Origin of the sequence: Nostoc sp. JL34 (genome assembly GCF_017114945.1) — a bacterium.
In the GTDB taxonomy this organism is placed as follows: Bacteria; Cyanobacteriota; Cyanobacteriia; order Cyanobacteriales; family Nostocaceae; genus Nostoc.
In genome coordinates this window covers 1-13701 of sequence record NZ_JABXKQ010000166.1, presented here as the reverse complement: position 1 = coordinate 13701, position 13701 = coordinate 1, and the positions used below count along the sequence as shown (strand labels likewise).

The window sequence follows — 13701 nt, the reverse complement described above, 5'->3', positions numbered from 1 at the left end:
TCAGTACCTCTGCCATAATCCCCCTGTCAATAGGGTTTGAGACGCGCTAACCCTGGTTCCATGAATTTGGTATACCTGCTTCTGTCAACATTTTCTCTAATGGTTCCCTACGTAAGTTCTGTTCATGGAAGAGAAATGCATCTGGTAATATCTCATAATCTTTTTCATCAGTAGCTCCATGAAATAACCCACGAATAACTTCCTCAAGAGAGAGGTGTTCATACCTGCTTTTCTTCAGATCAAGCAGCAATCTTCCAACGCCTATCTGGTGAGTATTTCGGATTTTATCTTCCAGGTCGGAATACAGTGGAAACAATGCTGGCAGAAGGACTAACCAATCGCTAACTAAGTCTTCTACAAAGCTCTCATAAATGGCGTATAGGCGTGTTACTACAGCACAGTGATCGTAAACTCGCCACTCTTTTACTCTGGGAATATCCTGCATTAGTGTGCCGAGGATAAATTCGCTTCCCTCATGCCATTCTTGCTTTATTACAGCACCTGATCCAAATGAAATTTCTCTCAGCCGATCATTGGTCTTGATAATGGAACGAACAGTAGAAATATTAACTGTTACTGTCATTAAAATGTTTTGAAACATCGCTCTTTACTCGGCGATGATTTGAGAGAGCATATCATCAAACAATCGGATTCTTTTCTGGATATCAGCCTTGGTTCTTCCAGCACCTGTAAAAAGCTTTGATTTATCTTCTATAAATAACTTCTTTGTCTCTTCGATTACTCTTGGCTTCTGCTCGACTAAAATATCAGCTTCATCTAAATGTCTACTCAATCCAACCATAACAGCATCATAATATGCTTTATAAGCACTATCTTTCCAAGTCTCAGTCTTGGGATCAAAAGGCTTGAATAAATTTTCTGCATAGATTTTGTGTGCTAAATCTACAGTTTTGATAAAAATATTTTTTAGGATATCAATATCTTCATCAGAAAATTTCAAACTCTTAATCATATAGAGGTCAAGAAATCCCTCCATTCCTCTACGGAAGTCATTGACATGGCGTAAAGCAAAAAAGCGAAGGACTAATTCGGCATCTTCCATTTTTTTGTATAAATTATTTTGAACTAGTTTTAATTTACTATCTAAGGGAATCTCCCAAGCCTCTGCAAATATAGAATTAGTTGCCAGGTCAAGTAATAGCTGATTGAACTTACCATAATACAAACAGTTACGTACCTCCTGCTGACTTAGTGCAATACCGCCAGTGTTTAAACGCTCAAAAGCAAGCTGTTTTAAAAGCATTGCTTCTTCAGGATTAGATGCTGACTCTGTAATCAGAACTATAGATGATATAGAGCGACGATCAATTCCTGCTCTAATTTTTGTAGGAAGAGTAGCATAAGTACGTTTATTGAGTTCTGGCCAAAGTTCTAATCCAGTTAATATGAGACGATTTTCATAAAAATCCCGAAGGGCCGTAATTCTCTGTTGACCATCCATTACCTCATAAAAGTTAAACTCCTTCTCGTAAAGAACAATTGGAGGAACAGGAATGTTGATCAAAAATGACTCGATAAGTCGTGATTGCATCTTTTCATCCCACCGATCCCTTCTTTGGTAAAAAGGGCGCACATCCATATACCCAGGCTTCTTTAGTGCTTCGACAAAACTCGGAAGCTTTTCACGGTTCATTTCAGTGAGTATTCTTTGATCGCCAGACTCATACTTGTCATTAATTTCACTATCAGACATTTGGATACGGTTCTGGAAGGCTGATGCTTCCCACATCTGTTCTTCAGTTGGTGCAAGTTGCATTGACTACATCCTCTACAAGGACAGCATGATACGATATTAGACTAGCTGAATATAGCCTAGCGCTTTCTTATGCGACAAAGTTTTATGATACTAGATTTTATAAGCAGCTTTAGAGGCACTAGCGCTATATAGATTGAATTTTTCTCGCCGACTTATTTAAGTATAAATACTATAAAATCTACAGCTTTCATAAAATTTTCAATAAGTTGCACTGGTCGCTACACACAATCCGACAATGTTTAGTTAAGCTGTAAGCGCTATGATTAAAGTTTATTGAACATCTTATGCATTGGTTGTTATCTGGGCCGTTGAGTACAGAAGAATTGACGGTTAACATTGCAGGATTGCCTGCATCGTTACAAGGTAAGAAGCTGGTGCAGTTGTCAGATTTTCACTACGATGGTTTGCGGCTGTCGGAAGATATGCTAGAAAAAGCGATCGCAGTTACTAACGAAGCTGAACCAGATTTAATTTTATTAACTGGTGACTACGTAACTGACGATCCGACGCCAATTCACCAACTGGTACTTCGACTCAAACATCTGCAAAGTCGCAGTGGTATCTATGCTATTCTTGGCAATCACGATATACATTACAGACAGGCAAAAGCAGAAGTTACAGATGCCCTTACTAGCATTGGGATTCACGTCCTTTGGAACGAAATTGCTTATCCACTAGGAAAAGAATTGCCACTTGTTGGACTGGCGGATAGTTGGTCACGGGAATTCCACCCCGCACCAATTATGAATCAGCTAAACCCTGACACACCCTGCATCGTTTTATCCCACAACCCAGATACTGCGGAAATATTACAAGCATGGCGAGTCGATTTACAATTATCTGGTCATACTCACGGTGGTCAAATCGTGATTCCCGGAATTGGCCCTGTGGCGTTGTTTTATGAAAAGCTTGTAGGGAAAATACCCAAACAAGTGCGGCGTCGAGTCCCATTTTTGGAAGTAAATGTTTCTGTAGTCAGCCATTGGGAATGGGCACAGGGCTTGCATCAGGTAGGAAAAAATCAGTTATATGTCAATCGCGGTTTGGGAACTTACCTCCCAGGACGCTTATTTTGCCGCCCAGAAGTTACTATAATCACCCTAGAAGGTGAGTAGCTAATTCAAAATTCAAAATAAAAGAATGCAATTACAGCAGGTATTCCAGCTAATGAGTGCCTGACTGAATTTAAATTAATGAATTAATTGTATTTATAGTAGATGACATAAATTATTGCATTTTATCAAGTTACATTTTTATTTTTGGTAAGCTGTAAACGCTGGTATGAGGAGTATCGGTTGCCTTATGCATTGGTTGTTTACAGGACATTTAAGAGTAGATAAAATAACGGTTAAGATTGCAGAACTTCCTGCATCTTTACAAGGTACAACGTTAGTGCAGTTGTCAGATTTTCACTACGATGGTTTGCGGCTGTCGGAAGATATGCTAGAAAGAGCGATCGCACTTACTAACGAAGCTGAACCAGATTTAATTCTATTAACTGGTGACTACGTAACTGACGATCCTACGCCAATTCACCAATTGGTGCTTCGATTAAAACATTTGCAAAGTCGCTGTGGTATCTACGCGGTACTTGGGAACCATGATATCTATTACAGCCACTCTCAAGTAGAAGTTACACAGGCGTTAACTAGCATTGGGGTACATGTGCTTTGGAATGAAATCGCCTATCCACTAGGAAAAGAATTACCACTGGTAGGACTAGCTGATTATTGGTCACGAGAATTTTACCCCGCACCAGTCATGAATCAACTAGACTCCGTTACACCGCGCATCGTTTTATCCCATAACCCAGATACAGCTAAGATATTGCAACAATGGCGCGTAGATTTGCAACTATCTGGTCATACCCACGGTGGTCACATCGTAATTCCGGGCATTGGCCCTGTAGTACTCTATTATAAAAAGCTACTCAAACAAATCCCCAAAAAATTGCGGCGTTGGGTAACATTTTTCTTGGGAGACTGCTCGAAAGTAGTGCGATATTGGGAGTGGGCACAAGGATTTCACCAGGTGAACGAAAATCAACTATATGTCAATCGTGGTTTAGGAACTTATAAACCAGGACGTTTATTTTGTCCGCCAGAAGTGACTGTAATTACTTTAATTGGTCATTAGTCATTAGTCATTGGTTATTAGTCTAAATAAAAAATAAAGAACAAATGACAAAAGACAAATGACAGCGCTAACTAGTCAGTGTGCAATTTAAATGCATAACACTCAAAGCAGAAACCGCCTGAAGCTACGATGGATAGATATCAGCAGCTTGGGGCGGTTTCTTGAAGATAGGAGAATTCAGAAATAACTAACTCAAACTAAGGTGGACAGTATTTGCGTTCGCGTAGCCCGTCGTAGACATCGCTCTACTCAGAATTGCACATTCTTATATTCCAACTAGGCAAGCATTTTCTGGCTGTGCGTTCTAAAACCTCCAAAACAACTCATTGAACTTAAGGCAAAAACACATTCAATGGATGCCACAACCAAGCATAGCGATCGCAATAATGTTAGAGCAGGAGGCACAGGCTCTAACTCGAAAGTTTTTGTTTAACTTTTAACCTGTTTGTACCTTGGTCTTAATCTAGCATTGTGTTTGTTTAGCTACAAGACACCTTTACTAAACTTGAATACCATTAATTTATTGCAACAATTTAGAAATATTGCTTAAAAATTGCCCGACTTGTTAGATGTTGGCGTGAATGCCAACATTATCAAGTGGGCTGAAATTTCAGAAGCTATTATTGACCAGAACCGCCTGTAGCACTATCACCTGCGGTCGAAGAACCACTATTAGATGTACTATTTGACTGGTCTACTCCTTGAGGTGGAGTGGTTTTAGAGCTATCACTTTTCGTACTTGGAGCGACAGTATTAGTAGAACTATCGTTTTGCGAAGTCGGAGTATTAGTAGTTGGACTTGTGGCCGGACTTTGTGTCGCTTTAGGGGCTGGCTGGGTTACAGAAGGTGCTTTTTCTGCCGCAGGCTGCTGGGGTGGAATAGTAATGTTAATATTCGGTTGGCGAGGTGCAGATGGAGGTACAACCTGCTGTTGTGGAACAGGAACAGCAACAGGTACAGGTACTTCCCTAGTTCTTTCGATTATCGTCGTTTGTGGTTGAGGAGATGCACTGGGAGTTGGATTACTCTTACTCGGTACAGGAACCACGACCGGCACAGCATTGTTAACTGCTGCGTTATTCTGCTGGTTGAAGTACCACACTCCACCTACAACCAAACCAAGCAGCGAAGTAATGATAATACCCAACAGCAAACCACCACTAGCATTATTATTGTCACGCTCGGCTAAATCTGCTTGCTGATTGCTACGCTCAGTATTTCGACCTTGTATGTAACCGTTAGTGTAAGAGTTGGGATTAGCTGTGCTGTTCTTGACTGTTTCAGTGGTTCGCGTCAAGTCAGTGTGAGTATTACCATTAATATCAGTGTAAGATTCGTGCTTGACTTCACTGTTTTTGATTTCGCGTTCATTGGGAATAGACATAGGTGTTGATTTCACTCCTCAAACAAGATATTGACAAACTAAAGCTTTGTAAAAACAAGAGGTTTTAATGAACTGAAAAATATATGTTGCTGATTAATATTGGGTTTGATTTGCTACTCAACTGTTGGTAATTATCAGGATAACCTCTGCGATCGGCAAGTGGCTCTATCTCCAGGGAGTTAATGCTTAATCTTTAGGGAGTTAATACTTAATCAAGAGAAAGAGTATCCCAAAGATAGATGTTATTAAACTGTCAGATGACGGTTTGATAAAAAATCTAGGAATTTACTGAAATCATCTAAATTTTTAATTTTTCGTTTGCTTCTAGCTTTTGCTGCGGTTCAAAAAAACAATCTGGATGCCAAGTTTTAGCCATCTGGCGGTAAGCTTGCTTGACCTCATCAGCAGATGCACCTGGTTTTAACCCAAGGATATCGTAAACATGATTTATATCGAGGCGATCGCTCATACTAAGAAATCAGCAGCAAATCTTACTACACTTAGTATTCCCAAGTACAAGTATTGTCTAACTCCCAGTTTGGTGTCGCCGTCTGAAGTGTCTTAAACTATATTCGCTCCTATCACCAACGCCGATTTAGCCGCAGGAAACTTTTTATCCTCTGACAAAATCTTTCTACCAGAGGTCTAGGTCTTGATACATATCTAGGTGAGTATGATCTCCGTGCAGCGCCAGGATTTCTTGACTCTTCTGCTATTTGTGCAGCTTTATTTAAATCTGAAGCGGCTCTATATTCATATCCCAGTTGCGAGCAAACTAGCCCACGATATTTATATGCGTCAACATAGTGAGGGTTGAGACGAATTGCGTGGGTAAAATCTGCGATCGCATCCTCATATCTTCCTTGTGTAGCATTTTCTACTCCTAAAGTATAGAAAGTTTCTGCATCCCAACGATTGACAGATATTTTTGGGGGATTTTTAGGCGAAGATGAAGATGGATTTTCAGGAATGGGAGGCGGCTCAGATAGAATTTCAGATTTGAGCCTGTTGTAAGCTGCGTTGATTGATTTGATTTTTTCCTCAGCTTCCTGTTTTTGCTTTTGATCAACAAAGCGATCGGGATGCCAAATTTTCACCAGTTTACGGTAAGTTCGCTTCACCTGTACTTGAGACGCACCGGGTTCTAGCCCAAGAATTTCATAAGCATCATTGATATCGAAGACATCGCGCATACTGAAAAAATCGGCAACTATCTAAATCTATGTTAACTATTCCCACAAATCTTCTCCAATCAACCCAAACGCCCCATTCTGGTTATCACTGGGATGGTAGTAGTCGCCGCTTCTTTGAAGGCTGGTATTACCGCGTCACGCTACCGGAAATTGGGCAAACATTTGCCTTTATGTACTCCATTGAAGACCCCATCGGCGGTAAACCTTACAGCGGCGGTGCAGCCCAAATCCTCGGCCCAGATGATGAGTATTTATGCCGTACTTTTCCTGATATCAACAAATTTTGGGGTAGTCGAGATGTCCTGGGTTTAGGTCATTGGGGTAAAACGGATTTGCAAGTTTCTCCTTTATACTTGCTCTCAGCAGAGTTTGAGCATCATATCCAAGAAGGCTATCAAGCCACAGCCACCTTGAATCAGGGAATAATTCGCGATCGCGCCACCAATAATTATTGCCGTTGGCAGTATGAAATTCAACCAGTATACGGTTGGGGCAATCAAAATAGCATTCAGCAATCAACTGCTGGCTGGCTATCATTCTTGCAGATTTTTGAACCGGGATGGCAAATTTTGATGGCTCACGGTCTAGCCAGTGGAAAGATTGATTGGAATGGCAAAATCTACGAATTCACCAACGCCCCAGCCTACGGAGAGAAAAATTGGGGTGGTGCTTTTCCCCAAAAATGGTTTTGGATAAACTGTAATTGCTTTGAGGGCGAACCCGACTTAGCATTAACTGCTGGTGGTGGACGGCGGGGTGTGCTGTGGTGGATGGAATCTGTAGCGATGATTGGCTTGCACTATCAAGGTAAGTTTTATGAATTCGTTCCCTGGAATTCGCAAGTAGAGTGGGAAATTCAGCCTTGGGGTAGATGGCAAATGAAAGCTAGTAACTCCAGTTATGAAATTGAATTGACAGGAACCACCCATCTACCTGGTACACCTCTGCGTGCGCCCACAGCAGAAGGTTTAAGATATTGTTGCCGAGACACCATGCAAGGAAAACTAAATTTAGAGTTACGAGAACTAAATGGGAGAAAATCTAAAATAATCCTAAAAGCAGAAAGTCTTCTTTGTGGTTTAGAAGTAGGCGGCGGCTCTTGGGATAATTCTTGGCAATCTGGCTAAAACTACTGCTATAATTATATATGCTTCACAGTTGGGGTTGTAGCTCAGTTGGATAGAGCGGACGCCTCCTAAGCGTCAGGTCGTGCGTTCAAGTCGCACCAGTCCCGTTATATTTAGACAATTAACATATATATATATATACAATTCATCGGGTCACGCATTGCTGTGCCCCTAGTAGTGGTACGCCAGTTCACTCAAGTCGGGAGATCCACCCACGCGACTAGCTCCTGTATTCCATACAATTGAAACCTGCTATATAAAGTGGTCATAACCCTTTGATGAATCGTCCGATATCGGTTAGGATAATCCATCAATTAGAGGAAAAACTTTAGGCACGCTTAATGGCGCTGTTACACGAAAATCAACCAAATTTATATTTGGGCAGATTCTTTGGAAGTTTGCTACTCTACTATCAATTGTTTTTTTCTAATCAGAGAAAATTTTGGACTAAGTAAATTAAGTTATTGAGCCTTGAATAAGCTACTCTTTACAAGTAAATCTTTTCGTTTTATGGCCTTTGTCCTACCGCTAATCGTGTGGTGGGGATACAAAGAAGTACAAAACCAATTTGTGCAGCCGCAAGCAGTTGTAGTGTTAGGTGGTTCAACGAGACATTTAGAGCGAGAGAAATTTACAGCTACATTCGTTCGCGAGCATCCAAATATACCTATTTGGATTACAGGCGGTAGTCCACGTACATTCACGCAACGAGTGTTTACTAAAGCTGGTGTTGATCCTAAACGTTTACACTTGGATTATGAAGCAGTAGATACAGTTACTAATTTTACTACGTTAGTAGATGATTTGCAAGCTCGCGGTATCAAGAGCATTTATTTGATTACTTCAGACTTCCACATGCGTAGGGCTTGTGTCATCGGCGAAATTATTTTGGGTAGTCGGGGTATTTATTTAAAACCAGTGCCAGTTCCTTCAGAAAAACGCCCTGAATCTATCGAAAAATCTATTCGCGATGGAGCTAGAGCCATAATTTGGTTAGCAACTGGTTACACTGGTGTGGATGCCGCAAAAAATAAACGGTAAATCATACCCATTTTGGATTTTGCGAAAAGCGTTGAGCAGAAGTTTCCTCTGCTCAACGCTTTTCAAGACGGATTTGAGATTTTGGAATTGAAAATCTTCATATTCAGAAAGTTGCTCCATTTAAAATAATACAAACTATTCCAAATTGGTATCATTTATTGACCTAAGTCAATCTCATGCATATGCCAATAAATGATACCAATAATCTTGAGGTTAGCTCAGTAATAACAGACAAATGCAAAATACAATTGTCGAAAAAATAGCTCAACACTAACCTTCAAATAACACAATATACAAACCAATTAACAACTTTTCTTCATTTGCTTCCTTGGTGCGTACTTTGATTCCACCAGAATTTTGAGTGGCGGCTTGGGCTACTCAAGTTTATCTGTGTAATTCAGGAAAAAAAGGCCCCAAGTTCTCCCACAATTTGATACCCTAGCTTAAACAGATTTGAGAAAATTTAAAGCGTGGAAATTCAACTTGGGCGGGGAAAAACAGCTCGCAGAGCTTACGGAATAGATGAAATTGCTCTAGCCCCTGGGAACAGAACACTAGACCCCAGTTTGGCAGATACTAAGTGGCGGATTGGCAATATTGAGCGAGAAATCCCGATAATTGCCAGTGCAATGGATGGCGTAGTAGATGTTCGTATGGCTGTACTTTTGTCACAGTTAGGAGCATTAGGTGTCCTCAATTTAGAGGGGATTCAAACTCGCTATGCTGACCCAGAGCCAATATTAGATCGGATTGCCTCTGTGGGGAAAGATGAATTTGTTGCTCTGATGCAAGAACTCTATGCTGAACCAATAAAACCGGAATTAATTGAACAACGTATTCAGGAAATTAAACAACAAGGTGGCATTGCGGCGGTGAGTGCGACTCCAGCCGGTGCAAGTAAATACGGTGAAGCGGTGGCAAAAGCTGGGGCAGATTTATTTTTTGTCCAGGCTACGGTAGTTTCTACTGCACATCTGTCACCAGAGTCTTTAGTACCACTTGATTTAGCAGAATTTTGCCGTTCCATGCCCATTCCCGTGGTGTTGGGGAATTGCGTGACTTACGAAGTCACGTTGAATTTGTTGAAAGCTGGGGCGGCTGGGGTACTAGTGGGAATTGGGCCTGGTGCAGCTTGTACTTCTCGTGGGGTTTTGGGTGTGGGTGTCCCACAGGCAACTGCGATCGCAGATTGTGCCGCAGCACGAGATGATTACTACAAGGAAACTGGCAACTATATCCCCATTATTGCTGATGGCGGTTTAATCACTGGTGGAGACATTTGTAAATGCATCGCCTGCGGTGCCGATGGTGTGATGATTGGTTCCCCCTTTGCCAGAGCCGCAGAAGCCCCAGGACGAGGTTATCATTGGGGTATGGCGACTCCCAGCCCAGTCTTGCCTCGTGGCACCCGGATTCGCGTTGCTACCACTGGTAGCCTAGAGCAAATACTCATTGGCCCAGCAGGACTAGATGATGGCACTCACAATCTTTTAGGAGCCTTAAAGACCAGCATGGGCACCTTAGGAGCCAAAAATATTAAAGAAATGCAGCAAGTGGAAGTTGTGATTGCGCCTTCCCTATTAACTGAGGGTAAAGTTTACCAAAAAGCTCAACAATTAGGTATGGGAAAATAGAATTGGGGCATGGGGTCTGAGGCATGGGGCATTGAAAAGAGGCAGAGGGGCGGGGTGCAGGGGGCGGAGGGGAAAACTCTTCTCCCTTGCTCCCGGCTCCCTGCTCCCTTGCTTCTTCCCTAGTCCCCAATCCCCAATTCTTGAATAAATTTTCCAGGCCCCTAAACAATTGCTGGAAAAATCCGATATGTCGCCTACAATAGAAATAGCGGAGACGCATGTTTCCGTTCACTCCTCACACCACACTCCGCCCGGACTACTGTTCGGGCGGTTCCTTATGTTTGTAAATAAATTCTAGAGCTTCTTTGCAAATGTACATCCTCTACTCCCAAGCTGAGGTTTTTGCTATGGTAGAATTTTCACCAAGCTCAGATATTATTGGCGAAGGTTTTAGGCATGTCAGCAGCCGCACAAGTTACCGATTCTAGTTTCAAGCAAGAAGTACTCGACAGCGATGTACCCGTTTTAGTTGACTTTTGGGCACCCTGGTGCGGACCATGCCGTATGGTAGCTCCTGTTGTCGATGAAATCTCCGAACAGTACAAAGGTCAAATAAAGGTCGTAAAAGTCAATACGGATGAAAATCCTAATGTTGCTAGTCAGTACGGCATTCGTAGCATTCCCACATTAATGATTTTTAAGGGTGGACAAAAAGTGGATATGGTGGTCGGCGCCGTGCCTAAAACTACATTAGCTTCCACTCTCGAAAAGTATCTTTGAAACTCAATCGGCAATAAAGTCCTCTTGAGTTATCCATTTTGTTCTAACTTTAGGTTAATTTTTATAAACAAGTTTGAGAGGTGCGAATTTCTAGTCTCTCAAACTTGTTTACATTTGTATACAGTTTCAGAATATTTTTAGGAGTTTTCTACTTCAAAAACAACTCCCTAATTTTCACACTACCAATTTCTACCGCTAGGGTCGCCAACAGAAAACCCAAAAGCTGAGTTCCGTCGCTTTTTTACATCCAATACGCTGTGCGTAGCTTGCTTCAGAGAAGGGGTACGCTGCAAATTTAATATTCAATAATTAACAATCCCCATAAATAAATTGATCCCAATTTAAAAAATGATTGTTGATAGATGAATTAATACCAAGCCAGACGCACCAAAACGATTCCCAATCCAAAATCTAAAATGGTATTAGTTGCTCTGTAATAACCCAAGTTGTGGGTTATCACTGATCTCAACTTGTTATATAGCGGTGTGCAGTTCAGTGAGATACAAAAATTTTGCTGAAATGATTTGACAGCAAAGACTTTGGTGTTCTCATACAATCGACAACTGCTATATTAAATCAATAGAAGAAAATCATTTCGTTTTTGAGAATGTCACTTTACAAACGCCAAACTATGAACAGGTAATTGTCGAAGACAAGTCTATTGTCTGTTCAACCTGGAGAAGGTTTATTGATTGTTGGGGCTAGTGGTCGAGGAGCGATCGCTGGTTTGTGGAATGTGGGAACTGGTCGTTTGGTACGACCTCCTCTAGAAGAAGTCTTATTCTTACCCCAACGTCCTTATATCATTTTGGGAACTTTGCGCGAACAGTGTTATGGTAGTCGCCGAAGAGGACTAAACACAGTTTCGATATCATGCAGAGTGTGTTGTTTAATACATTGATTCCAAGGCTGGTTTTGATGCTTGGAGTTCTTTTTCGGCATAACTTTTAAAGAAATGTAACTTGTTTGTTCCAAGTCATCCTCAATGATGTGGTCGATGTAAGCTGAATCACCATAAAGTTCACTACCAGATGGCAGATTCACTCGGTTTGGCATTTAAAGCAAGTACATTCACACCAGACAGCTTTTATCAGGGTTTGATCACAACCCAATTACAATCTTGCTCAGTTTGCTAGAACCCAGAAGAAGATTAAGATCAGCAAGAAAACAAGTTTGTTAAAGAAAATCTTGGCTGATGTATTTCTAATTAAATTCCACAGATGTTGAAGTAGCGATATATTTTGATAATCTATCTTCCATAAATCAACTGTTTGTTGTTGAATCTATGAAGTCTTATTTAGCCGCCGCTATTCAATTGACCAGTGTGCCCGATCTACAGAAAAATTTGGCACAGGCAGAAGAATTAATAGAGCTTGCTGTACGTCAAGGTGCTGAATTGGTAGGTTTGCCAGAAAACTTTTCCTATATGGGAGAAGAAAAAGATAAACTCGCACAAGGAGATGCGATCGCTCGTGAAAGTGAAAAATTTCTCAAAAAAATGGCTCAACGCTTTCAAATTACCATCTTGGGCGGCAGCTTTCCAGTTCCCGTAGACAATACAGGCAAAGTTTATAACACCACTCTACTAATCGACCCAAACGGTGAAGAACTTGCCCGCTACTACAAAGTACACCTATTTGATGTTGATGTCCCCGATGGCAACACCTATCGTGAATCCAGCACAGTTGTGGCTGGTACGCAACTACCGCCCGTGTATTTCTCAGAAAAACTTGGTAATTTAGGGCTTTCTATTTGTTATGATGTCCGCTTCCCTGAACTGTATCGTCATCTGGCAGATAAGGGAGCCGATGTTATCTTTATTCCCGCCGCCTTTACCGCCTTTACAGGCAAAGACCACTGGCAAGTACTACTACAAGCCAGAGCCATCGAAAATACCGCCTACGTCATTGCTCCTGCCCAAACAGGTAATAACTACGGCCGCCGGCTAACCCACGGTCACGCTGTTATTATCGACCCTTGGGGTGTAATTTTAGCCGATGCTGGGGAAAAGCCAGGAATTGCGATCGCAGAAATCAAGCCTACTAGGCTCGAACAAGTCCGTCGTCAAATGCCCTCTTTACAGCATCGAGTGTTTTAGGGACTGGGGACTGGGGACTGGGGACTGGGGACTAGGGAAGAAGCAAGGGAGCAGGGAGCAGGGAGCAGGGAGCAAGGGAGAAGGGAGAAGAGTTTTCCCCTCCGCCCCCTGCACCCCGCCCCTCTGCCCCTTTTCAATGCCCAATGCCCCATTCCCAGCCCTTATGAATAAAACAAAAAACCGGGTAAACACCCGGTTTCTGACAACATTAAGATCCTCAGTTTTTTAGGAGCATAGCAACACTATGCCCCTATTTACTTGCTGTCAAAATTAAACTTTAGCAGCTGCTTTGGTAACAACGTTGAGTTCACCCTTAGCATACTTAGCAGCAAAATCTTCTAAAGAAATTTGCTTAATCTTGCTTGCATTGCCAGCTGTGCCAAATTGCTGATAGCGTTCAGCACAAACCTTCTGCATGTATGTAATAGAAGGCTTGAGGAAGTGACGGGGGTCAAACTCCTCTGGTTTTTTAGCCAAAGCTTCACGTACAGCAGCAGTAATAGCCAAACGGTTATCGGTGTCGATATTTACTTTCCGTACACCACTCTTAATACCTTTTTGGATTTCTTCTACAGGTACACCGTAGGTTT

The 13701-nt window shown here is 41.8% G+C and carries 13 protein-coding genes, 1 tRNA gene and 2 pseudogenes; 9 read left to right on the top strand and 7 right to left on the bottom strand.

Going from position 1 to position 13701, the window contains the following annotated elements; all coding sequences use genetic code 11:
• Positions 1 to 46: 46 nt before the first annotated feature.
• Both HWQ44_RS30180 and HWQ44_RS30175 read right to left on the bottom strand, forming a co-directional pair.
• Positions 47 to 583: an MAE_28990/MAE_18760 family HEPN-like nuclease gene (locus tag HWQ44_RS30180; protein ID WP_292725659.1), complete on the bottom strand. Its 537-nt coding sequence runs from the start codon at positions 581 to 583 to the stop codon at positions 47 to 49.
• Between the two features lie 24 nt (positions 584 to 607).
• A complete protein-coding gene (locus tag HWQ44_RS30175; RefSeq protein ID WP_292725657.1) occupies positions 608 to 1777 on the bottom strand; it encodes a DUF262 domain-containing protein in 1170 nt (389 codons plus the stop codon).
• A gap of 284 nt (positions 1778 to 2061) precedes the next feature.
• Between HWQ44_RS30175 and HWQ44_RS30170 the strand changes: the two genes are divergently transcribed.
• Together HWQ44_RS30170 and HWQ44_RS30165 are read left to right on the top strand one after the other, a co-directional pair.
• Positions 2062 to 2892 carry a metallophosphoesterase gene (locus HWQ44_RS30170; protein ID WP_292725655.1) on the top strand — a complete coding sequence of 277 codons (831 nt, stop codon included), beginning with the start codon at positions 2062 to 2064 and terminating at the stop codon, positions 2890 to 2892.
• Between the two features lie 187 nt (positions 2893 to 3079).
• Positions 3080 to 3913 carry a metallophosphoesterase gene (locus HWQ44_RS30165; protein WP_292725653.1) on the top strand — a complete coding sequence of 278 codons (834 nt, stop codon included), beginning with the start codon at positions 3080 to 3082 and terminating at the stop codon, positions 3911 to 3913.
• A 620-nt stretch (positions 3914 to 4533) separates the two neighbouring features.
• Here the strand turns inward: HWQ44_RS30165 and HWQ44_RS30160 are convergent.
• From HWQ44_RS30160 to HWQ44_RS30150, 3 genes are all read right to left on the bottom strand, one after another.
• Complete coding sequence (locus tag HWQ44_RS30160) at positions 4534 to 5298, bottom strand: hypothetical protein (protein ID WP_292725651.1); 765 nt, start codon at positions 5296 to 5298, stop codon at positions 4534 to 4536.
• Between the two features lie 298 nt (positions 5299 to 5596).
• Complete coding sequence (locus HWQ44_RS30155; protein WP_292725649.1) at positions 5597 to 5767, bottom strand: DnaJ domain-containing protein; 171 nt, start codon at positions 5765 to 5767, stop codon at positions 5597 to 5599.
• A gap of 112 nt (positions 5768 to 5879) precedes the next feature.
• Positions 5880 to 6491, bottom strand: coding sequence for a DnaJ domain-containing protein (locus HWQ44_RS30150; protein WP_292725647.1), 612 nt, complete (start codon positions 6489 to 6491; stop codon positions 5880 to 5882).
• 29 nt (positions 6492 to 6520) lie between these two features.
• Between HWQ44_RS30150 and HWQ44_RS30145 the strand changes: the two genes are divergently transcribed.
• The 5 genes from HWQ44_RS30145 to trxA all read left to right on the top strand — a co-directional run bounded on the left by HWQ44_RS30145 (position 6521) and on the right by trxA (position 11013).
• Positions 6521 to 7618 (top strand): tocopherol cyclase family protein, encoded by a 1098-nt coding sequence (locus HWQ44_RS30145; protein ID WP_292725645.1) that lies wholly within the window; start codon positions 6521 to 6523, stop codon positions 7616 to 7618.
• 33 nt (positions 7619 to 7651) lie between these two features.
• Positions 7652 to 7725 (top strand) — tRNA-Arg (locus HWQ44_RS30140).
• 403 nt (positions 7726 to 8128) lie between these two features.
• Positions 8129 to 8659, top strand: coding sequence for a YdcF family protein (locus HWQ44_RS30135; RefSeq protein WP_292725643.1), 531 nt, complete (start codon positions 8129 to 8131; stop codon positions 8657 to 8659).
• 470 nt (positions 8660 to 9129) lie between these two features.
• Positions 9130 to 10293, top strand: a complete 1164-nt coding sequence (locus HWQ44_RS30130) for a GuaB3 family IMP dehydrogenase-related protein (RefSeq protein ID WP_292725641.1) — start codon at positions 9130 to 9132, stop codon at positions 10291 to 10293.
• Positions 10294 to 10689: 396 nt separating this feature from the next.
• Positions 10690 to 11013 carry a thioredoxin gene (gene trxA / locus HWQ44_RS30125; RefSeq protein WP_181932131.1) on the top strand — a complete coding sequence of 108 codons (324 nt, stop codon included), beginning with the start codon at positions 10690 to 10692 and terminating at the stop codon, positions 11011 to 11013.
• A gap of 148 nt (positions 11014 to 11161) precedes the next feature.
• On the opposite strand, the pseudogene HWQ44_RS30120 reads toward trxA, so the two are convergent.
• Positions 11162 to 11242, bottom strand: a pseudogene (locus HWQ44_RS30120) (MarC family protein); the annotation flags it as partial.
• 341 nt (positions 11243 to 11583) lie between these two features.
• Here HWQ44_RS30120 and HWQ44_RS30115 point away from each other — a divergent pair.
• Positions 11584 to 11842, top strand: a pseudogene (locus HWQ44_RS30115) (ABC transporter ATP-binding protein/permease); the annotation flags it as partial.
• Between the two features lie 456 nt (positions 11843 to 12298).
• Entirely contained in the window at positions 12299 to 13111 is an 813-nt protein-coding gene (locus HWQ44_RS30110) for a carbon-nitrogen hydrolase family protein (protein WP_292725637.1), read from the top strand.
• Between the two features lie 270 nt (positions 13112 to 13381).
• On the opposite strand, the gene HWQ44_RS30105 is transcribed toward HWQ44_RS30110, so the two are convergent.
• On the bottom strand, positions 13382 to 13701 hold a 320-nt coding region (locus HWQ44_RS30105; RefSeq protein ID WP_292725635.1), incomplete at its 5' end, for a class II fructose-bisphosphate aldolase.